Source organism: Streptomyces sp. NBC_00012, assembly GCF_045040875.1.
In the GTDB taxonomy this organism is placed as follows: domain Bacteria; phylum Actinomycetota; class Actinomycetes; order Streptomycetales; family Streptomycetaceae; genus Streptomyces.
In genome coordinates this window covers 2,403,195-2,424,806 of the sequence record NZ_CP108309.1, presented here as the reverse complement: position 1 = coordinate 2,424,806, position 21,612 = coordinate 2,403,195, and the positions used below count along the sequence as shown (strand labels likewise).

Annotated in this window: 10 protein-coding genes, 1 tRNA gene and 3 rRNA genes; 10 read left to right on the top strand and 4 right to left on the bottom strand. The window is 65.3% G+C overall.

Features of this window, described 5'->3' with window-relative positions:
* Positions 1–15: 15 nt before the first annotated feature.
* Positions 16–768: a 4-hydroxy-tetrahydrodipicolinate reductase gene (gene dapB, locus OHA19_RS11130; RefSeq protein WP_405716931.1), complete on the top strand. Its 753-nt coding sequence runs from the start codon at positions 16–18 to the stop codon at positions 766–768.
* 12 nt (positions 769–780) lie between these two features.
* Positions 781–1,239, top strand: coding sequence for a tetratricopeptide repeat protein (locus OHA19_RS11125; protein ID WP_362010970.1), 459 nt, complete (start codon positions 781–783; stop codon positions 1,237–1,239).
* 38 nt (positions 1,240–1,277) lie between these two features.
* Here the strand turns inward: OHA19_RS11125 and OHA19_RS11120 are convergent, their stop codons facing one another.
* Positions 1,278–1,829 (bottom strand): hypothetical protein, encoded by a 552-nt coding sequence (locus OHA19_RS11120; protein WP_405750088.1) that lies wholly within the window; start codon positions 1,827–1,829, stop codon positions 1,278–1,280.
* Positions 1,830–1,923: 94 nt separating this feature from the next.
* Positions 1,924–2,163, bottom strand: a complete 240-nt coding sequence (locus OHA19_RS11115) for a hypothetical protein (RefSeq protein ID WP_405716933.1) — start codon at positions 2,161–2,163, stop codon at positions 1,924–1,926.
* A 185-nt stretch (positions 2,164–2,348) separates the two neighbouring features.
* Here OHA19_RS11115 and thyX point away from each other — a divergent pair, with 185 nt between their 5' ends.
* The 7 genes from thyX (at position 2,349) to OHA19_RS11080 (ending at position 12,020) form a co-directional block, all read left to right on the top strand.
* Positions 2,349–3,086: an FAD-dependent thymidylate synthase gene (gene thyX / locus OHA19_RS11110; protein WP_124716049.1), complete on the top strand. Its 738-nt coding sequence runs from the start codon at positions 2,349–2,351 to the stop codon at positions 3,084–3,086.
* A 152-nt stretch (positions 3,087–3,238) separates the two neighbouring features.
* On the top strand, positions 3,239–4,138 hold the full coding sequence (gene dapA / locus OHA19_RS11105) for a 4-hydroxy-tetrahydrodipicolinate synthase (protein WP_405716934.1): 900 nt from the start codon (positions 3,239–3,241) through the stop codon (positions 4,136–4,138).
* A 128-nt stretch (positions 4,139–4,266) separates the two neighbouring features.
* The gene (locus OHA19_RS11100; RefSeq protein WP_358947333.1) at positions 4,267–5,952 is read left to right on the top strand and encodes a ribonuclease J; all 1,686 of its coding nucleotides are present in this window, start codon (positions 4,267–4,269) and stop codon (positions 5,950–5,952) included.
* 623 nt (positions 5,953–6,575) lie between these two features.
* Positions 6,576–8,101, top strand: a 16S ribosomal RNA gene (locus OHA19_RS11095).
* A 298-nt stretch (positions 8,102–8,399) separates the two neighbouring features.
* Positions 8,400–11,524, top strand: a 23S ribosomal RNA gene (locus OHA19_RS11090).
* 76 nt (positions 11,525–11,600) lie between these two features.
* Positions 11,601–11,717, top strand: a 5S ribosomal RNA gene (gene rrf / locus OHA19_RS11085).
* Together the 16S, 23S and 5S rRNA genes with 1 tRNA gene alongside form the textbook arrangement of a ribosomal RNA operon.
* A 230-nt stretch (positions 11,718–11,947) precedes the next feature.
* Positions 11,948–12,020 (top strand) — tRNA-Thr (locus OHA19_RS11080).
* Positions 12,021–12,078: 58 nt separating this feature from the next.
* On the opposite strand, the gene OHA19_RS11075 is transcribed toward OHA19_RS11080, so the two are convergent.
* Together OHA19_RS11075 and OHA19_RS11070 are read right to left on the bottom strand one after the other, a co-directional pair.
* Positions 12,079–12,855 (bottom strand): 2-phosphosulfolactate phosphatase, encoded by a 777-nt coding sequence (locus OHA19_RS11075; protein WP_405750085.1) that lies wholly within the window; start codon positions 12,853–12,855, stop codon positions 12,079–12,081.
* A 43-nt stretch (positions 12,856–12,898) separates the two neighbouring features.
* A complete protein-coding gene (locus tag OHA19_RS11070; RefSeq protein WP_405716935.1) occupies positions 12,899–15,544 on the bottom strand; it encodes a SpoIIE family protein phosphatase in 2,646 nt (881 codons plus the stop codon).
* Between the two features lie 402 nt (positions 15,545–15,946).
* Here OHA19_RS11070 and OHA19_RS11065 point away from each other — a divergent pair, with 402 nt between their 5' ends.
* The gene (locus OHA19_RS11065) at positions 15,947–21,376 is read left to right on the top strand and encodes a HAMP domain-containing protein (RefSeq protein WP_405716936.1); all 5,430 of its coding nucleotides are present in this window, start codon (positions 15,947–15,949) and stop codon (positions 21,374–21,376) included.
* Positions 21,377–21,612: the final 236 nt, after the last annotated feature.

Here is a 21,612-nt window from a genome sequence, read left to right as displayed (position 1 = left end):
TAAGGAACCAGAGCAATGAGCAAGCTGCGCGTGGCCGTTCTCGGCGCCAAGGGCCGGATCGGATCCGAGGCGGTACGAGCCGTCGAGGCCGCCGACGACATGGAGCTGGTGGCCGCGCTGGGCCGTGGCGACAAGCTGGAGACCCTCACGGAATCCGGCGCCCAGGTCGTCGTCGAGCTCACCACCCCCGCGTCGGTGATGGACAACCTCGACTTCTGTGTCCGGCACGGCATCCACGCCGTCGTCGGTACGACGGGCTGGTCCGACGAACGGCTCGCGCAGCTGAACACCTGGCTCTCCGGCTCCCCGGAGACCGGTGTGCTCATCGCGCCGAACTTCTCCATCGGCGCCGTCCTCACGATGAAGTTCGCGGAGCAGGCCGCCCGCTACTTCGAGTCCGTCGAGGTCGTCGAACTGCACCACCCCAACAAGGCCGACGCCCCCTCGGGCACCGCCACCCGCACCGCCCAGCTGATCGCCGACGCCCGCCGGAAGGCCGGCTGCGCCCCGCAGCCGGACGCCACCGCCACGGCGCTGAACGGTGCCCGCGGCGCGGACGTCGACGGGGTCCCCGTCCACGCGATCCGGCTCCGCGGCCTCCTCGCGCACCAGGAAGTGCTGCTCGGCGGCGAGGGAGAGACGCTCACCATCCGCCACGACTCCCTGCACCACAGCAGCTTCATGCCGGGCATCCTGCTCGGCGTACGCCGCGTGGTGACCACTCCCGGCCTCACGTTCGGCCTGGAACACTTCCTCGACCTGAACTGACTGAGCCCTGCCATGCGCGCAAAGATCACATACTTCGTCACCGCCGCCGTCCTGGTCTTCTACTTCGCACTGGTCGGCAGCCGTGGCGTGCTGCTCATCCGGCACGGCACGCTGCTGACGGTCACCTTCGGGGTCGCGGTGCTGATCCTGCCGGTGATCGGCATCTGGTTCCTCTGGAAGAACACTCAGTTCGTCTCGCGGGCGAACGCACTGGCCGCCGAGCTCGACGCGGAGGGCGGCCTGCCGGTCGACGAACTGGTCCGCACCCCGTCCGGCCGGATCGACCGTGACTCGGCCGACGCCGTGTTCGCCCGCCGCCGCGAGGAGACCGAGGACACCCCGGACGACTGGCGCTGCTGGTTCCGCCTCGCCGTCGCCTACCAGGACGCCAGGGACACCCCGCGGGCCCGCAAGGCCATGCAGCGCGCCATCGCCCTGCACATGAAGGACGCCCGGCCCAGCACCCCCTGAAGGGGCCGGGCGGGCGTCCCGCCGAACTGTCCGGGGCCTCAGACCTGCCGGTACTCGTCCCCCCACGCCTCCACCGTGTCGGCGGCGCGGTCGAACGCCTCGCTCCGGGTCAGGAAGTCGGCGTTGCTGTCGGTGAGCAGCGGCGGAACCGGCTGGCCCCCCTGGCGTACGAGGATCAGCGCCTGCCCCTGGACCGTGCGCGGGAACCCGAGCCACTTCACCGGCTGCTGCACCGTACGGATGGCGGTGACCCGGTTCCACGGCACGGTGAAGCTGGTGAAGAAGCCCACCCGGCGCACGCCGTGCCGGCTGACCCAGGTACCGACCCGCAGCAGCCGCAGCGCGCAGACGATGATCACGAGGGCGAGCCCCAGACATACGGCCGAGCCCGGCACCTCCCCGGCGAACGCGATGATCATTCCCGCGAGCAGGACGAAGGACGCGAGCAGCAGCAGGAAGGCCGCCGCCGCGACCCGCCAGGGGCCGGGGCGGTACGGGCGCCGCCAGCTGTCGTGGTCGTCGAACGGCAGCGCGATGTCCTCGGCGCTGGCGTCAAACACACGGTCGGCCGTCAGGAAGGGCAGGGGCACGACTGATCCTCACTCACAAACACGCTCGATTGCTGTGCCCGGTGAGGCTACCGAGGAGGCCGCCGACCCGACCACCCCAGGGGGCCCGTACGTGTCAGTGCCCCTGGCCGGCCTCGGTCTGCTCGGCGTGGGAGGGGCTCTGGGCGGGGCTGAGCGCGGGCAGGCCGAGGATCAGTGACCCGACGAGGCCGGCGACCACGGTCAGTCCGACGAGGGAACGGCCGGCCAGCTGGGAGACGGTGGCGCGCTCCCGGGGCGGGGGAGTGACGTTGCTGCGGAATCGGTCGCTCTCGGCCACGAACGAGAACGGGACGGATTCACGCCGGCGGAACATGAGGAAGGTCTCCTTGAACTCTGTTACGGATGCTGCTATTGAGTCAGACGCTCGGCGGGCCCGATCGGTGCCCCGAATCGCCGAATTCGTCGAAGAAATCCCTGGACGGCCCTTCCGGCCCGGTTGTCAGTGGTGGCCCGTAGAGTGGGCGCCGCCCGAGCGACGCAACTGGAAGGACCCCGCCGGTGACCGAGACCCCCGAGCCCGCAAAGCCCAGCTTCCGCAGCGATGTCACCGTTGAGCTGGTGAAACACGCCGCGGGCGACTCCGACGTCCTGTTCGCGGCCCGCGTCTCCACGGCTGGCGAGCAGTCCCTGGAGGAGGTCACCAAGGACCCCGAGCGCTCCAAGGGACTCATCAACTACCTGATGCGTGACCGCCACGGCAGCCCGTTCGAGCACAACTCGATGACCTTCTTCATCAGCGCCCCGATCTTCGTGTTCCGCGAGTTCATGCGCCACCGCGTCGGCTGGTCGTACAACGAGGAATCGGGCCGCTACCGGGAGCTGGAGCCGGTCTTCTACGTCCCGGACGCCTCCCGCAAGCTCGTCCAGCAGGGCCGCCCCGGCAAGTACGAGTTCGTCGAGGGCACCCAGGCCCAACAGGAGCTCACCGGCCGCGTCATGGAGGACTCCTACCGCCAGGCGTACGAGGCGTACCAGGAGATGCTCGCCGCGGGAGTGGCCCGGGAGGTCGCCCGCGCCGTGCTCCCCGTCGGCCTCTTCTCCTCGATGTACGCCACGTGCAACGCCCGCTCGCTGATGCACTTTCTCGGCCTGCGCACCCAGCACGAGCTGGCGAAGGTGCCGTCCTTCCCGCAGCGCGAGATCGAGATGGTCGGCCAGCAGATGGAGGAGCACTGGGCCCGCCTCATGCCGCTCACCCATGCAGCCTTCAACAAAAACGGACGCGTAGCCCCGTAGGCGGTGTCCATATTGCGGCCTTTCGTGAAGTTCATCTAGGCTGATCAAACGGACCCGGCACTGCCTGAACCCCCGAGCAGGCAGTGCCGGGCTCCTATCGCTTGTCCCCCCGAGGGGGCATTGGGCCCTGAGCAGCGAGTAGCGTGTTACCCATGGCTCCGATCTCCACTCCGCAGACCCCCTTCGGGCGGGTCCTCACCGCTATGGTCACGCCCTTCACGGCGGACGGCGCACTCGACCTCGACGGTGCCCAGCGGCTCGCCGCCCATCTGGTGGACGCAGGCAACGACGGCCTGGTCGTCAACGGCACCACCGGCGAGTCCCCGACCACCAGCGACGCGGAGAAAGACCAGCTCGTAAGGGCGGTACTGGAAGCCGTGGGAGACCGGGCCCATGTCGTCGCCGGCATCGGCACCAACGACACCCGGCACAGCATCGAACTCGCCCGTACGGCCGAACGCTCCGGTGCCCACGGCCTCCTCGCTGTGACGCCGTACTACAACAAGCCGCCGCAGGAAGGCCTCTTCCGCCACTTCACGGCGATCGCCGACGCCACAGGACTGCCGGTGATGCTCTACGACATCCCCGGCCGCAGCGGTGTGCCGATCGACACGGAGACGCTGGTGAGGCTCGCCGAGCACCCGCGCATCGTCGCCAACAAGGACGCAAAGGGTGACCTCGGCCGCGCGAGCTGGGCCATCGCCCGCTCCGGCCTCGCCTGGTACTCCGGCGACGACATGCTCAACCTGCCGCTGCTCTCGGTCGGCGCCATCGGATTCGTCTCCGTCGTCGGCCACGTCGTCACCCCCGACCTTCGCGCCCTCATCGAGGCCCACATCGGCGGCGACGTCCAGAAGGCCACGGAGATCCACCAGAAGCTCCTGCCGGTCTTCACCGGAATGTTCCGTACTCAGGGTGTGATCACCACCAAGGCCGCCCTGGCTCTCCAAGGCCTCCCCGCAGGCCCGCTGCGCCTCCCGCTGGTGGAGCTCACCGAGCAGGAAACGGCTCAGCTCAAGATCGATCTCGCCGCCGGCGGGGTAGAGCTGTAACCACAGACTTCACAACTGAATACGCGAAGAACACTCGCAAGAGCGAAAAACAGACAACAGCAAGTGCACGAATGACATGCGCGCCACGTGCCCAAGCGGTACGTGGCGTGCGTGGTAAGGAGAGTCTTTTGAGTCATCCGCATCCCGAACTCGGCACCCCGCCGAAGCTCCCGAAGGGCGGCCTCCGGGTCACCCCGCTCGGAGGTCTCGGCGAAATCGGCCGCAACATGACGGTCTTCGAGTACGGCGGCCGCCTGCTCATCGTCGACTGCGGAGTTCTCTTCCCCGAGGAAGAGCAGCCCGGAATCGACCTGATCCTGCCGGACTTCACCACGATCCGGGACCGTCTCGACGACATTGAGGGCATCGTCCTCACGCACGGCCACGAGGACCACATCGGTGGTGTCCCGTATCTGCTGCGTCTGAAGCCGGACATCCCCCTCATCGGCTCCAAGCTGACCCTCGCGCTGATCGAGGCGAAGCTCCAGGAGCACCGCATCCGTCCGTACACCCTCGAAGTGGCGGAGGGCCAGCGCGAGCGCATCGGCGTGTTCGACTGCGAGTTCATCGCGGTCAACCACTCCATCCCGGACGCCCTCGCGGTTGCCATCCGCACCCCCGCGGGCATGGCCGTCGCGACCGGCGACTTCAAGATGGACCAGCTCCCGCTGGACGGCCGGCTCACCGACCTGCACGCCTTCGCCCGGCTGAGCGAGGAAGGCATCGACCTCCTCCTCTCCGACTCGACGAACGCAGAGGTCCCGGGCTTCGTGCCGCCCGAGCGGGACATCTCCAACGTCCTGCGCACGGTCTTCGCCAACGCCCAGAAGCGCATCATCGTGGCGAGCTTCGCCAGCCACGTGCACCGCATCCAGCAGATCCTCGACGCGGCACACGAGTACGGCCGCAGGGTCGCCTTCGTCGGCCGCTCGATGGTCCGCAACATGGGTATCGCCCGTGACCTCGGCTACTTGAAGGTCCCCGCGGGCCTGGTCGTCGACGTCAAGACCCTCGACGACCTGCCGGACGACGAGGTCGTGCTGGTCTGCACGGGCTCCCAGGGCGAGCCGATGGCGGCGCTGTCCCGGATGGCCAACCGCGACCACCAGATCCGGATCGTCCCGGGCGACACGGTGATCCTGGCGTCGTCCCTGATCCCCGGCAACGAGAACGCGGTCTACCGCGTGATCAACGGCCTGACCCGCTGGGGCGCCAACGTCGTCCACAAGGGCAACGCGAAGGTCCACGTCTCGGGCCACGCCTCGGCCGGCGAGCTGCTGTACTTCTACAACATCTGCAAGCCGAAGAACCTGATGCCGGTCCACGGCGAATGGCGCCATCTGAGGGCCAACGCCGAACTGGGCGCGCTCACCGGCGTGCCCAAGGACCACATCGTCATCGCCGAGGACGGCGTCGTCGTCGACCTCGTCGACGGCCGGGCCAAGATCGTCGGCAAGGTCCAGGCGGGTTACGTCTACGTCGACGGTCTCTCGGTCGGCGATGTCACCGAGACCTCGCTCAAGGACCGGCGGATCCTCGGTGAAGAGGGCATCATCTCCGTCTTCATCGTGGTCGACAGCTCCTCCGGCAAGATCACGGGCGGACCGGACATCCACGCCCGCGGTTCCGGCATCGACGACTCGGCGTTCAGCGCGGTCGTGCCGAAGATCGAGGAAGCCATCAACAGGTCCGCCCAGGACGGCGTGCTGGAGCCGCACCAGGTCCAGCAGCTCGTCCGCCGCACGGTGGGCAAGTGGGTCTCCGACACCTACCGTCGCCGCCCGATGATCCTTCCGGTCGTCGTCGAGGTCTGACGCGGACAGGCACGAACTCCGGAGCGGGGCCCCCGATTTGCATCGGGGCGCCCCGCTCCAGTACGTTTACGGCTCCGCCTGACCGGGAAGCACCGCGCACACTCGTGTGCGCTGAGCGTCCAGGACGGGGCGGGAATTCCGACTCAGAACTTCTGATAAAGTCGGATCCGCCGAAAGGCAAGGCCATTCCAAAGGTCACCGGAATTCAAATTCGGACCGGAAACGGAACGAAAAAGAGTCTGGTAAGGTTGGAGCCGCCGGAAAGGGAAGCGCGAAAGCGAAGAACTGGAAAGCGAGAGCAGGGCCCGCTTCGACCGGGAATCGGACACGAAAGAGTCTGATAGAGTCGGAAACGCAAGACCGAAGGGAAAAGCCCGGAGGAAAGCCCGAGAGGGTGAGTACAAAGGAAGCGTCCGTTCCTTGAGAACTCAACAGCGTGCCAAAAGTCAACGCCAGATATGTTGATACCCCGGCCTGCTTCGGCAGGTTGGTGGTTCCTTTGAAAGTCCTACGGGGTCACTGACCCGGTAGGCAATTACACAGCGAGGACGCTGTGAACGACCGGTCTTATTCCGTCCGGTCGTTCCGCTCTCGTGTTGTGTTGTCCCGATCACGGGAAAACATTCACGGAGAGTTTGATCCTGGCTCAGGACGAACGCTGGCGGCGTGCTTAACACATGCAAGTCGAACGATGAAGCCCTTCGGGGTGGATTAGTGGCGAACGGGTGAGTAACACGTGGGCAATCTGCCCTTCACTCTGGGACAAGCCCTGGAAACGGGGTCTAATACCGGATAACACTCTGTCCCGCATGGGACGGGGTTGAAAGCTCCGGCGGTGAAGGATGAGCCCGCGGCCTATCAGCTTGTTGGTGGGGTGATGGCCTACCAAGGCGACGACGGGTAGCCGGCCTGAGAGGGCGACCGGCCACACTGGGACTGAGACACGGCCCAGACTCCTACGGGAGGCAGCAGTGGGGAATATTGCACAATGGGCGAAAGCCTGATGCAGCGACGCCGCGTGAGGGATGACGGCCTTCGGGTTGTAAACCTCTTTCAGCAGGGAAGAAGCGAGAGTGACGGTACCTGCAGAAGAAGCGCCGGCTAACTACGTGCCAGCAGCCGCGGTAATACGTAGGGCGCAAGCGTTGTCCGGAATTATTGGGCGTAAAGAGCTCGTAGGCGGCTTGTCACGTCGGATGTGAAAGCCCGGGGCTTAACCCCGGGTCTGCATTCGATACGGGCAGGCTAGAGTGTGGTAGGGGAGATCGGAATTCCTGGTGTAGCGGTGAAATGCGCAGATATCAGGAGGAACACCGGTGGCGAAGGCGGATCTCTGGGCCATTACTGACGCTGAGGAGCGAAAGCGTGGGGAGCGAACAGGATTAGATACCCTGGTAGTCCACGCCGTAAACGTTGGGAACTAGGTGTTGGCGACATTCCACGTCGTCGGTGCCGCAGCTAACGCATTAAGTTCCCCGCCTGGGGAGTACGGCCGCAAGGCTAAAACTCAAAGGAATTGACGGGGGCCCGCACAAGCAGCGGAGCATGTGGCTTAATTCGACGCAACGCGAAGAACCTTACCAAGGCTTGACATACACCGGAAAGCATCAGAGATGGTGCCCCCCTTGTGGTCGGTGTACAGGTGGTGCATGGCTGTCGTCAGCTCGTGTCGTGAGATGTTGGGTTAAGTCCCGCAACGAGCGCAACCCTTGTTCTGTGTTGCCAGCATGCCCTTCGGGGTGATGGGGACTCACAGGAGACTGCCGGGGTCAACTCGGAGGAAGGTGGGGACGACGTCAAGTCATCATGCCCCTTATGTCTTGGGCTGCACACGTGCTACAATGGCCGGTACAATGAGCTGCGATGCCGCGAGGCGGAGCGAATCTCAAAAAGCCGGTCTCAGTTCGGATTGGGGTCTGCAACTCGACCCCATGAAGTCGGAGTTGCTAGTAATCGCAGATCAGCATTGCTGCGGTGAATACGTTCCCGGGCCTTGTACACACCGCCCGTCACGTCACGAAAGTCGGTAACACCCGAAGCCGGTGGCCCAACCCCTTGTGGGAGGGAGCTGTCGAAGGTGGGACTGGCGATTGGGACGAAGTCGTAACAAGGTAGCCGTACCGGAAGGTGCGGCTGGATCACCTCCTTTCTAAGGAGCACTTCTTACCGGGCTTGCCTGGTCAGAGGCCACTACGTCGGCAAATGTTCGACGGTGGTTGCTCATGGGTGGAACGTTGACTATTCGGCACGACAGGTTGTTTTTCACTAGTACTGCTTCGGCGTGGAACGTGGGGGACGGCAGGTCGAGTCGGGCACGTTGTTGGGTATCTGAGGGTACGGCCGTATGGTCGCCTTCAGTTGCCGGCCCCAGTGAACCTGTTCTTCGGAGCGGGGTGATGGGTGGCTGGTCGTTGTTTGAGAACTGCACAGTGGACGCGAGCATCTGTGGCCAAGTTTTTAAGGGCGCACGGTGGATGCCTTGGCACCAGGAACCGATGAAGGACGTGGGAGGCCACGATAGGCCCCGGGGAGCTGTCAACCGAGCTTTGATCCGGGGGTGTCCGAATGGGGAAACCCGGCAGTCGTCATGGGCTGTCACCCGCTGCTGAACACATAGGCAGTGTGGAGGGAACGAGGGGAAGTGAAACATCTCAGTACCCTCAGGAAGAGAAAACAACCGTGATTCCGGGAGTAGTGGCGAGCGAAACTGGATGAGGCCAAACCGTATGCGTGTGATACCCGGCAGGGGTTGCGCATGCGGGGTTGTGGGATCTCTCTTCTGCGGTCTGCCGGCCGTGGGACGAGTCAGAAACCGTTGATGTAGGCGAAGGACATGCGAAAGGTCCGGCGTAGAGGGTAAGACCCCCGTAGCTGAAACATTGACGGCTCGTTTGAGAGACACCCAAGTAGCACGGGGCCCGAGAAATCCCGTGTGAATCTGGCGGGACCACCCGCTAAGCCTAAATATTCCCTGGTGACCGATAGCGGATAGTACCGTGAGGGAATGGTGAAAAGTACCGCGGGAGCGGAGTGAAATAGTACCTGAAACCGTGTGCCTACAAGCCGTGGGAGCGTCGCTGTATGTGCTTGCACATGCAGTCGTGACTGCGTGCCTTTTGAAGAATGAGCCTGCGAGTTTGCGGTGTGTTGCGAGGTTAACCCGTGTGGGGAAGCCGTAGCGAAAGCGAGTCCGAATAGGGCGTTTCAGTAGCACGCTCAAGACCCGAAGCGGAGTGATCTAGCCATGGGCAGGTTGAAGCGGAGGTAAGACTTCGTGGAGGACCGAACCCACCAGGGTTGAAAACCTGGGGGATGACCTGTGGTTAGGGGTGAAAGGCCAATCAAACTCCGTGATAGCTGGTTCTCCCCGAAATGCATTTAGGTGCAGCGTCGTGTGTTTCTTGCCGGAGGTAGAGCACTGGATAGGCGATGGGCCCTACCGGGTTACTGACCTTAGCCAAACTCCGAATGCCGGTAAGTGAGAGCACGGCAGTGAGACTGTGGGGGATAAGCTCCATGGTCGAGAGGGAAACAGCCCAGAGCATCGACTAAGGCCCCTAAGCGTACGCTAAGTGGGAAAGGATGTGGAGTCGCAGAGACAACCAGGAGGTTGGCTTAGAAGCAGCCACCCTTGAAAGAGTGCGTAATAGCTCACTGGTCAAGTGATTCCGCGCCGACAATGTAGCGGGGCTCAAGCGTACCGCCGAAGTCGTGTCATTCGTACATTAATCCCCAACGGGAGTACGGATGGGTAGGGGAGCGTCGTGTGCCGGGTGAAGCAGCCGCGGAAGCGAGTTGTGGACGGTTCACGAGTGAGAATGCAGGCATGAGTAGCGATACACACGTGAGAAACGTGTGCGCCGATTGACTAAGGGTTCCTGGGTCAAGCTGATCTGCCCAGGGTAAGTCGGGACCTAAGGCGAGGCCGACAGGCGTAGTCGATGGACAACCGGTTGATATTCCGGTACCCGCTTTGAAACGCCCAGTACTGAGCCCATTAATGCTAAGTCCGTGAAGCCGGCCCGATCTCTTCGGAGTTGAGGGTAGTGGTGGAGCCGATGAACCAAGGTGGTAGTAGGTAAGCGATGGGGTGACGCAGGAAGGTAGTCCAGCCCGGGCGGTGGTTGTCCCGGGGTAAGGGTGTAGGACGCACGGTAGGCAAATCCGTCGTGCATATAGTCTGAGACCTGATGCCGAGCCGATTGTGGTGAAGTGGATGATCCTATGCTGTCGAGAAAAGCCTCTAGCGAGTTTCATGGCGGCCCGTACCCTAAACCGACTCAGGTGGTCAGGTAGAGAATACCGAGGCGTTCGGGTGAACTATGGTTAAGGAACTCGGCAAAATGCCCCCGTAACTTCGGGAGAAGGGGGGCCATCACTGGTGATTGGATTTACTCCATGAGCTGGGGGTGGCCGCAGAGACCAGCGAGAAGCGACTGTTTACTAAAAACACAGGTCCGTGCGAAGCCGTAAGGCGATGTATACGGACTGACGCCTGCCCGGTGCTGGAACGTTAAGGGGACCGGTTAGCTGACTTTCGGGTCGGCGAAGCTGAGAACTTAAGCGCCAGTAAACGGCGGTGGTAACTATAACCATCCTAAGGTAGCGAAATTCCTTGTCGGGTAAGTTCCGACCTGCACGAATGGCGTAACGACTTCTCGACTGTCTCAACCATAGGCCCGGTGAAATTGCACTACGAGTAAAGATGCTCGTTTCGCGCAGCAGGACGGAAAGACCCCGGGACCTTTACTACAGTTTGATATTGGTGTTCGGTTCGGCTTGTGTAGGATAGGTGGGAGACTTTGAAGCAGCCACGCCAGTGGTTGTGGAGTCGCCGTTGAAATACCACTCTGGTCGTGCTGGATGTCTAACCTGGGTCCGTGATCCGGATCAGGGACAGTGTCTGATGGGTAGTTTAACTGGGGCGGTTGCCTCCTAAAGAGTAACGGAGGCGCCCAAAGGTTCCCTCAGCCTGGTTGGCAATCAGGTGTTGAGTGTAAGTGCACAAGGGAGCTTGACTGTGAGACCGACGGGTCGAGCAGGGACGAAAGTCGGGACTAGTGATCCGGCAGTGGCTTGTGGAAGCGCTGTCGCTCAACGGATAAAAGGTACCCCGGGGATAACAGGCTGATCTTCCCCAAGAGTCCATATCGACGGGATGGTTTGGCACCTCGATGTCGGCTCGTCGCATCCTGGGGCTGGAGTCGGTCCCAAGGGTTGGGCTGTTCGCCCATTAAAGCGGTACGCGAGCTGGGTTTAGAACGTCGTGAGACAGTTCGGTCCCTATCCGCTGTGCGCGTAGGAATATTGAGAAGGGCTGTCCCTAGTACGAGAGGACCGGGACGGACGAACCTCTGGTGTGCCAGTTGTTCTGCCAAGGGCATGGCTGGTTGGCTACGTTCGGAAAGGATAACCGCTGAAAGCATCTAAGCGGGAAGCCTGCTTCGAGATGAGTATTCCCACCAACTTGATTGGTTAAGGCTCCCAGTAGACGACTGGGTTGATAGGCCAGATGTGGAAGCCCGGTAACGGGTGGAGCTGACTGGTACTAATAGGCCGAGGGCTTGTCCTCAGTTGCTCGCGTCCACTGTGTTAGTTCTGAAATAACGAACGGCCGTGTTGTTCCGGTGTTGTTTATTTCATAGTGTTTCGGTGGTCATTGCGTTAGGGAAACGCCCGGTTACATTCCGAACCCGGAAGCTAAGCCTTTCAGCGCCGATGGTACTGCAGGGGGGACCCTGTGGGAGAGTAGGACGCCGCCGAACTCCTTTTACGGGAAAGCCCCGTGTCCTTGTGGACACGGGGCTTTTCTGCGTTTCGTGGCCTGTCCGATGACCGTACGCGCGGACTGCCGGGCTGTTCGGTCAGGTCCCGCCATCGTCACGGGCGGGGGCGGTACGGGATGCAGTGAGAGCCCGTCAGAGTCGGCTGCGACCAGTGGTTTTGAGCATCCCCGAGTTCAGGGTATGCTTTATCTCGTTGCACAGCGCAGCGCGCCCCAATAGCTCAGTCGGTAGAGCGTCTCCATGGTAAGGAGAAGGTCTGCGGTTCGATTCCGCATTGGGGCTCCGAAGAACAGGAAAGGCCTCCGCCAGCTGGCGGAGGCCTTTCCTGTTTGTACGGAAGTTATCCGGCTGCCGTGAACGCCCCGTCGGTGAGGACCGGTACGACATCGGAGACGTTCAACTCCGTTGCGATGCCTACGTCGTCGGGGAAGCCGCCTGAGATGAGCTCCTGACCGGATGCGCCGGCGGATACCGCGGCAATGACATCCGGCGTTGCCTCGAAGCACGCGGCAGCTGTGGCCGCCTCGGGCGACAGAGGCCCGCCACGCTGCTTCCTGAGCGCCGCGAGACCGGCTCCCGCACCCAGGAGGTCCTCCAACGCGGGGCGCAGGCTGCCGTCCGGCCATCGCTCGCCCGAGGCGATCACGGCAACGGGACGGGCGAGCGTCCCGTACCCGTTGAGGGCGAGCCAGCGGCCCACCGCCGTCGCATTGCGCAGACAGCCCGCAACGACCACCGACCCACCGGCCGCGGCAGAGATCGCCGAGCCGTTGGGGGAAGGCAGGGCCAGACGCGGGGTGAAGGGCGCCTCTCTCAGCGCCGCCGGCGACAACGACCAAGGGGATGCCGATGTGGCCATGCGCCGTCCCACGGCCAGTTGCGCGTCCATCCGGTCGGCGAAGACCGATGCCGACGCGTCACGCCAGGCATACGGGAAGACCCGGGTACCGGATTCCACGGCCACCGTCACCGAGGTGGTGAATGACAGCACGTCGATCACCACCAGACACGCGACCGCCGACGAGAGCCGTTCCGCGCCCGTGGGGCCCCAGTCGAACCGTGCCCCACCGGCCGCTTGCGGATACCAGTCGTCCATGGCCATGAGAATGGCAGGCATTCAGCCACAGGGCGCAGGGCGTCGGTGGACTACGGGACAGCCCTCAGGCGGTGGGCGGTTCCGGGACGCGCATGGCGAGGATGGCCATGTCGTCCGAGGCCGGCTCGGCGGCGAAGCGTTCCACTGCCCGCAGGATGCGAGCCGCCACCGCACCCGCGGTGAGGCCGGTGCAGGTCGCCAGGACGTCCGCCAGACCGTCGTCGCCGAGCATCCTGGTGCCCTCGCGGCGTTCCGTGACGCCGTCGGTGACGCACAGCAGGACATCGCCCGGGGCTAGGGTGACCGTCTGCTCGTACAGTTCGAGGTCCTCGATGACGCCCAGCAGAGGCTGTGGCTCTGCCGCTGCTTCGACCGAACCGTCCTGACGCAGGCGCAGCGGCAGCGGGTGCCCCGCGCAGACCACCTTGAGGAGTGCACTGCCGTCCTCCTGGGGCCACAGCTCGCCGTACAGGAGGGTGAGGAAGCGGCTGCGGGCGCCCTCGTCCAGGATGGCGGCGTTGAGGCGCTCCAGGACGGCGGGGCCGCCGAAGCCCTCGCGGGCGAGGAGGCGCAGGGCGTGGCGGGCGAGGCCCGTGACGGCCGCGGCCTCGGGGCCCGTACCGCATACGTCGCCGATGGCGAAGCCGTAGGCGCCGTCGCGGATCGGGAAGACGTCGTAGAAATCGCCGCCGACCTCGTTGCCCTCGCCAGCCGCGCGGTAGATGACCTCGATCTCGACATTGGGGACCTCGGGGAGTCCGGGCGGCAGCAGGCTGCGCTGCAAGGACTGGCTGATCGCCATGCGCTCCGAGTAGAGGCGCGCGTTGTCGAGGGCCAGGGCGGCGCGGCGGGAGAGGTCCTCGGCCAGTTCCAGGATCTCCTGGCGGAAGTGGTCGTCGGAGGGCTTCCCGAGCGTGAGCATGCCGATGACGCGGTTACGGGCCACAAGTGGCAGGACCACCGTCTCGCCGCCCACGGCGGCTGCGGTGGCGAGCGTCGTGCGGATGCCGGGGCCGAGCCTGCCCGGTTCGCCGAGCCGGCCGGTCTCACCGAGGCCGAGGGTCCGCATCGAACTGCGCAGGGCGGCCTGGCGGGCGGCCTCGGACGGGGCGGCCCAGACCCGTGCGCCAGGGGTAGGTACCGGGTCCGGCGGTGCGATCTTGGAGAGCAGGGCCTTGAGGCCGTCGATGCGCTCCTCGTCCTCGTGCAGCACATAGGAGAGGTACGGCTCGGACGACTGGTCGGCGATCGTGTACACGGCGCACCAGGTGGCCAGGGTCGGGACCGTCATCTGGGCCATCAGCGCCAGGGTCTGGTCCCGGTCGAGGGTGCCGGCGAGCAGGTCGGAGGCCTCGACGAGGAAGGAGAGGGAACCGCGACGGAGGCGTTCCAGCTCGCCCAGGCGGGCAGATTCGACCGCGAGCGCGATCCGGTCCGCGGCGAACTGAAGGCGCAGGGCCTCCTCGTTCGAGTAGCGGCCGGCCGCTTCGGCGGCGACACCCAGCGAGCCGGTGAGCCGCCCTTCGACCTTCAGCGGGACGGTGACGACGGAACGCATTCCGGTGCCGCCCAGCAGCGGGACGGCGCCCGGGACGATGTCGAGGTCCTCGTGGACTGCGGGCATCCGGGCTGATCCGTACCGTCCGGTTCCGGCCTCCACCGGGACCCGGGCGAAACGCTGGCGGGCGGAGGGCAGACCGGTGGTGGCCCGTACCTCCAGTTCCGTTTCGTCGTCCGTCGCCAGCAGGAGGAAGGCCGCGTCGGCGTCGAGCATGTCGCGGGCCCGTTCGACCGTGCGCTGGAGCAGGCCGTCGAGGTCGTCGGGGGCGGGGGAGCCGATGAAGATCTCGAACGGGTCGGTCTTGCCGCTCTCGGCGTTGGCGTCGGACACCGGTGTGCGGGCCGGTGACTGGAGCACCGCGCGTTCGTAGTCGCGGACGAGCAGACAGACGGTCGAGGGCTCCCCGTGGGTGTCGCGGACCCTCAGGTGCGAGGCGTAGACGGGGATGGTCCGGCCGTCGGCGCCGCGGATGCCGTAACTGCCCTCCCAGCGCGAGAGCTGGAGGGCGTCGACGATGCCCGTGTTGGTGCCGGGGGTCTGGGGCCAGGCGGTGAAGTCGGTGAGCTGCTTCCCGGTGACCTGATCGGTGTTGTGGCCGAAGAGGAACGAGGCGTCCTCGTTCCAGGCCGCGATGGAGCCGGTGCTGTCGATCTGGACGACCGCCACCCTGACACGCTCGTCGGTGACGGGGAGCAGCCCCACGGGGAGCAGCGGTCCCGCCGAGCGGATGCCCACCGGGCGCTCGGGGAGATCGAGCTGGAACCAGACATGCTTGCGGGTGGGTGAGTACTCGACGCCCCACCGTGTGGCGAGTGCCGCGCAGAGCAGCAGTCCGCGGCCGTTCTCGCGGTCCGGGCTGCCGAAGTCCGGGCCCGAGCTCTGGAGCGGGATCTCGCGTTCCGGATAGTGGTCGGAGACCTCGATCCGGACGCCGTCCTCCGTGCGCAGGCACAGTACGTCGGCGGCGGTGCCCGCGTGGACCACGGCGTTGGTCACCAGCTCGCTGGTGAGGACGACCGCGTCGTCGACGACGTCCGTGTAGCCCCATCCCTGGAGGGTGTCGCGGACGAAGGCGCGGGCGGTCGCGACGGAGCGCCCGACCGGGTCGAAGGTGGCGGCCGCACGCGCGGTGATCACAGAACTCCCCATGTGGTGTCTCGTCGCTTCCCCGAGTCCTGTGCCCGTTTCTCGCCGCTTCGATTCGCCTGCCAGGCTAGACGCTCGGTCTGCGTGCCGGGTACACGAGGGGCGACTTCGGAACGGGAGCGACCAGGAACCGACCTGTGACCGGACAAGTGTGGCCTTCTCAACAGAGTGATGCGGGACAACCGTTGGAGCTTGCACCCCGGCTGCGTACGGCCTGGTACGTTTCAACGATTTGACGTCCCCATGGTCACCCGTCGACGGTGGACTGTGGCGGTGAGCCAAAGAAGAACTGGGCAAGCTCCCAGATACGGCCCGAGCGATACGGTCAACCCCTGCGGGAGGGACACGGTGGAGTCTGGCGTGGCGGCGCGGGGCAAAAGCACGCGCACAAAAGGCGGACAGTCCGTGAAGAAACAACGCAATGGAACCATCGACGTCGACGCGGCGGCGCTCAACAGACTGCTGGCGGGCCTCGTGGCAATGCGCGACGGGAATTTCCGCAGGCGTCTGACCGTCTCGGGCGACGGTGTGATGGCGGAGATCGCGGCGGTCTTCAACGAGGTCGCCGACCGGAATCTGCATCTCACCGGTGAGCTGGCCCGGGTACGGCGGGTGGTCGGACGCGAGGGCAAGCTCACCGAACGGCTGGAGACGGGCGCCTGCGAGGGTTCCTGGGCCGCCGCGATCGACGCCTCCAACGAGCTGGTCGACGATCTGGCCCGCCCGGTCTCGGAGGTCGGGCGGGTGCTGTCGGCGGTGGCCGACGGTGATCTCGAACAGCGCATGGAGCTGCGTTCGCACACGTCCGACGAGACGGTGAGGCCCCTGCGCGGCGAGTTCCTGAAGGTCGCCCGCACGGTCAACAGTCTGGTCGATCAGCTGTCCGCGTTCACCGAGCAGGTGACGAGGGTCGCGGTCGAGGTGGGCACCGAAGGCAAGCTGGGTGGACAGGCCCAGGTGCGCGGGATGTCCGGGTCGTGGAAGGACCTCACGGACTCCGTGAACACCATGGCGTACCGGCTGACCGCGCAGGTGCGCGACATCGCCCTGGTGACGACGGCGGTCGCCAAGGGCGATCTGTCGCGGAAGGTCACGGTCCATGTGGCCGGCGAGATGCTCCAGCTGAAGAACACCGTCAACACGATGGTCGACCAGCTGTCGTCGTTCTCCTCCGAGGTGACCCGGGTCGCCCGTGAGGTGGGCACCGAGGGTGAGCTCGGCGGCCAGGCGACCGTGCCGGGTGTGGCGGGTGTGTGGAAGGACCTCACCGACTCCGTCAACACGATGGCCGGGAACCTCACCTCCCAGGTCCGTGGTATCGCCGAGGTGACGACGGCGGTCGCCAACGGCGACCTGTCCCAGAAGGTCACGGTGAGCGCTCGCGGCGAGGTCGCGCAACTGGCCGAGACCATCAACCAGATGACCGACACGCTGCGGCTCTTCGCGGACGAAGTGACCCGGGTGGCCAGCGAGGTCGGTGGCGAGGGTCTGCTCGGTGGTCAGGCGAAGGTGCCGGGTGCGGCGGGTACCTGGAAGGACCTCACCGATTCGGTGAACACGGTCTTCCGGAACCTGACGACCCAGGTGCGGGACATCGCGCAGGTGACCACGGCGGTGGCCAACGGTGACATGACGCAGAAGGTCACGGTGGATGTGGCCGGCGAGATGCTGGAGCTGAAGAACACCGTCAACACGATGGTGGACCAGCTCCAGGCCTTCGGTTCGGAAGTGACCCGGGTGGCCCGGGAGGTCGGTGTCGAAGGTTTGCTCGGCGGTCAGGCCGAGGTGCCGGGTGCGGCGGGTACCTGGAAGGACCTCACCGATTCGGTGAACGCGGCGTTCCGGAACCTCACGGGGCAGGTGCGCGACATCGCGCAGGTGACGACCGCGGTGGCCAATGGTGATCTGTCGCAGAAGGTCACCGTGGATGTCGCGGGCGAGATGCTGGAGCTGAAGAACACCGTCAACACGATGGTGGCGCAGCTCTCGAACTTCGCCGACCAGGTGACGCGGATGGCGCGTGACGTGGGTACGGAGGGCCGCCTCGGCGGCCAGGCCCGGGTGGACGGCGTCTCGGGTACCTGGAAGGAGCTCACCGACTCCGTCAACTTCATGGCCGGGAACCTGACTTCGCAGGTCCGCCAGATCGCCCAGGTGACCACCGCGGTGGCGCGTGGTGACCTGTCGCAGAAGATCGACGTGGACGCGCGGGGCGAGATCCTTGAGCTGAAGAACACCATCAACACGATGGTCGACCAGCTCTCCGCCTTCGCCGAGCAGGTGACCAGGGTGGCCCGCGAGGTCGGCACCGACGGGCGGCTCGGCGGGCAGGCGCAGGTGCCCGGAGTGGCCGGTGTGTGGCGTGATCTGACCGATTCGGTGAACGGCATGGCCGGCAACCTGACCGCTCAGGTCCGTAACATCGCGCAGGTCGCCACCGCGGTGGCGCGTGGTGACCTGTCGCAGAAGATCGACGTGGACGCGCGGGGCGAGATCCTTGAGCTGAAGAACACCATCAACACGATGGTCGACCAGCTCTCGAACTTCGCCGAGCAGGTGACCAGGGTCGCCCGTGAGGTGGGCACGGAGGGCATGCTCGGCGGCCAGGCCGAGGTGCAGGGGGTGTCCGGTACGTGGAAGGACCTCACCCAGTCCGTCAACGGCATGGCGAACAACCTGACCATGCAGGTCCGCAACATCGCCGAGGTCACCACCGCGGTCGCCAACGGCGACCTCTCCAAGAAGATCACCGTCGATGCCAAGGGCGAGATCCTCGAACTGGTCACGACCGTCAACACCATGGTCGACCAGCTGCTCAACTTCGCCGACGAGGTGACGCGGGTCGCCCGCGAGGTGGGTACCGAGGGCATCCTCGGCGGTCAGGCACGCGTGCCGGGCGCCACCGGCATCTGGAAGGACCTCAGCGACAACGTCAACCTGATGGCCAACAACCTGACCAGTCAGGTGCGGAACATCTCCCGGGTCTCCTCGGCGGTCGCCAACGGCGACCTGAGGAAGAAGGTCACCGTCGAGGCGCGCGGCGAGGTCGCCGAGCTCGCGGACACCGTCAACACGATGGTGACGACGCTGTCCTCGTTCGCCGACGAGGTGACGCGGGTCGCCCGCGAGGTGGGCACGGAGGGCGAACTGGGCGGCCAGGCAAGGGTGCCGGGCGTCTCGGGGACGTGGAAGGACCTCACCGAGTCGGTGAACTCGATGGCGTCCAACCTGACCGGTCAGGTGCGCCAGATCGCGGCGGTCACCACGGCGATCGCCAAGGGCGACCTCACCAAGAAGATCGACATCGACGCGCGCGGCGAGATCCAGCAGCTGAAGAACACCATCAACACGATGGTGGACCAGCTGTCCTCGTTCGCCGAACAGGTGACCCGGGTGGCCCGCGAGGTGGGCACGGAAGGGCAGCTGGGCGGCCAGGCCCGGGTCCGGGACGTCGACGGCACCTGGCGCGACCTCACCGAATCGGTGAACGAGATGGCCGGAAACCTCACGCGTCAGGTGCGGGCCATCGCTGCCGTCGCCACGGCGGTGACCCGCGGTGACCTCAATCTGAAGATCGATGTGGACGCGGCCGGCGAGATCCAGGCCCTGCAGGACAACATCAACACCATGATCGCCAACCTGCGCGACACCACGGCGACCAACAAGGAACAGGACTGGCTCAAGGGCAATCTCGCCCGTATCTCCGGCCTCATGCAGGGGCGCCGCGATCTGGACGACGTGGCCTCGCTGATCATGAGCGAGCTGACTCCGGTCGTCTCCGCGCAGCACGGTGCGTTCTTCCTGGCCATGCCGACCGGGGACACCGCAGCGGTGGGCTCGGACAGCGACAAGGACAGCTCGTACGAACTCTGCATGAGGGGCAGCTACGGATACTCGGCGGGTTCGATGCCGACCTCCTTCCGGCCGGGCGAGACGCTCATCGGGACCGCCGCGGAGGAGAAGCGGACCATCCAGGTGGACAACGTTCCGCCGGGCTATCTGAAGATCTCCTCCGGGCTCGGCGAGGCACCTCCCGCGCATGTGATCGTGCTGCCGGTGCTTTTCGAGGGGAAGGTCCTCGGAGTGATCGAGCTGGCCTCGTTCCAGCCGTTCACCCACATCCAGCGGGACTTCCTCAATCAGCTCGCCGAAATGATCGCGACGAGCGTCAACACCATCAGCGTCAATACGAAGACCGAGAAGCTCCTCGAACAGTCGCAGGAGCTGGCCGAGCAATTGCGGGACCGCTCGAAGGAGTTGGAGAACCGGCAGAAGGCCCTCCAGGAATCCAACGCGGAACTGGAGGAGAAGGCCGAACTGCTGGCCCAGCAGAACCGCGACATCGAGGTCAAGAACACCGAGATCGAGGAGGCCCGGCAGGTCCTGGAGGAGCGCGCCGAGCAGCTCGCGGTCTCGATGCGTTACAAGTCCGAATTCCTGGCGAACATGTCGCACGAGTTGCGCACGCCGCTCAACTCGCTGCTCATTCTGGCCAAGCTGCTCGCCGACAACGCCGAGGGCAATCTCTCGCCGAAGCAGGTGGAATTCGCCGAGACGATCCACGGGGCCGGTTCCGATCTGCTCCAGCTGATCAATGACATTCTCGATCTGACGAAGGTCGAGGCGGGCAAGATGGACGTCAGCCCGACCCGGATCGCGCTGGTTCAGCTGGTGGACTACGTGGAGGCGACGTTCCGCCCGCTCACGGCGGAGAAGGGACTCGATTTCTCCGTACGGGTCTCGCCGGAACTGCCCGCGACCCTGCACACGGACGAGCAGCGGCTCTTGCAGGTGCTTCGCAATCTCCTCTCCAACGCGGTGAAGTTCACCGACAGCGGGGCGGTCGAGCTGGTGATCCGGCACGCCAACGAGGATGTGCCGAACGCCATCCGTGAGCAGCTCCTGGAGGCCGGCTCGCTGCGTGACGCGGACGCCGACCTGATCGCGTTCTCGGTCACCGACACCGGTATCGGGATCGCCTCCAGCAAGATGCTGGTGATCTTCGAGGCGTTCAAGCAGGCGGATGGCACAACCAGCCGCAAGTACGGGGGTACGGGGCTCGGGCTGTCCATCAGCCGGGAGATCGCGCGGCTGCTGGGCGGCGAGATCCACGCGGCCAGCGAGCCGGGCCGTGGTTCGACCTTCACGCTGTATCTGCCGCTGCACCCGAGCGAGTTGCCACCGCAGGGATACCCGCAGATCGGCCCCGGTCCCATCGAGGGGCATGGCGCGGTGGTCGAGGAGGGGTTGCAGCCGGAGGCCGGTCCGGGCGCCGGCCCGGCAGCCGTGGCACCGGATCAGGGCGGTGCGGCCGGCCTGATGCAGCGGCGCCGCAAGAGCCTGGGGGGTGCGGAGCGGCGGCCCGCGCTGCCGCCCCGGAGTGCCGCGCCGATGGCTCCGCAGGAGCCGTGGACGCTCGCCGGGCAGGAGGAGCCCGAGGTCCGCAGGACGTTCCGGTTCCGTGGCGAGAAGGTGCTCATCGTCGACGACGACATCCGTAACGTCTTCGCGCTCACCAGCGTGCTGGAGCAGCATGGACTTTCGGTGCTGTACGCGGAGAACGGACGCGTGGGCATCGAAGTCCTGGAGCAGCACGACGATGTGACGGTCGTACTGATGGACATCATGATGCCGGAGATGGACGGTTATGCCACGACGGCGGCGATCCGGCGGATGCCGCAGTTCGCCGGGCTGCCGATCGTCGCGTTGACCGCGAAGGCGATGAAGGGTGACCGCGAGAAGGCGATCGAATCCGGTGCTTCCGACTATGTCACCAAGCCTGTCGATCCTGATCATCTCCTTTCCGTAATGGAGCAGTGGATGCGCGGAGAGTGATCATTGGTCGAGGGAATCCGGACGAGTTGCTGATCGACTGTGCTCGCAGGGGTGTGAGAAGGCGGTATACGGGGAACCTTCTCGTCCCCCACCGCGTTTTTGCTGTGTGCACAGTGACATCACGGTGACAGGGTGTGGCGACGGGCGGGGTGCGGCTACCATGACCGGCACAAGGACGGACGGCGTAAGGGAGTCGTCCCCTGGGGCGGCGCCCGGTGCAATTCCGGGGCGAGGAG

Bases quoted from the DNA above. Each gene is read 5' to 3' on its own strand.
- dapA (WP_405716934.1), top strand. From the start codon at position 3,239: ATGGCTCCGATCTCCACTCCGCAGACCCCCTTCGGGCGGGTCCTCACC.
- OHA19_RS11115 (WP_405716933.1), bottom strand. From the start codon at position 2,163: ATGTTCCGCCGGCGTGAATCCGTCCCGTTCTCGTTCGTGGCCGAGAGC.
- dapB (WP_405716931.1), top strand. From the start codon at position 16: ATGAGCAAGCTGCGCGTGGCCGTTCTCGGCGCCAAGGGCCGGATCGGA.
- OHA19_RS11070 (WP_405716935.1), bottom strand. From the start codon at position 15,544: ATGGGGAGTTCTGTGATCACCGCGCGTGCGGCCGCCACCTTCGACCCG.
- OHA19_RS11075 (WP_405750085.1), bottom strand. From the start codon at position 12,855: ATGCCTGCCATTCTCATGGCCATGGACGACTGGTATCCGCAAGCGGCC.
- OHA19_RS11125 (WP_362010970.1), top strand. From the start codon at position 781: ATGCGCGCAAAGATCACATACTTCGTCACCGCCGCCGTCCTGGTCTTC.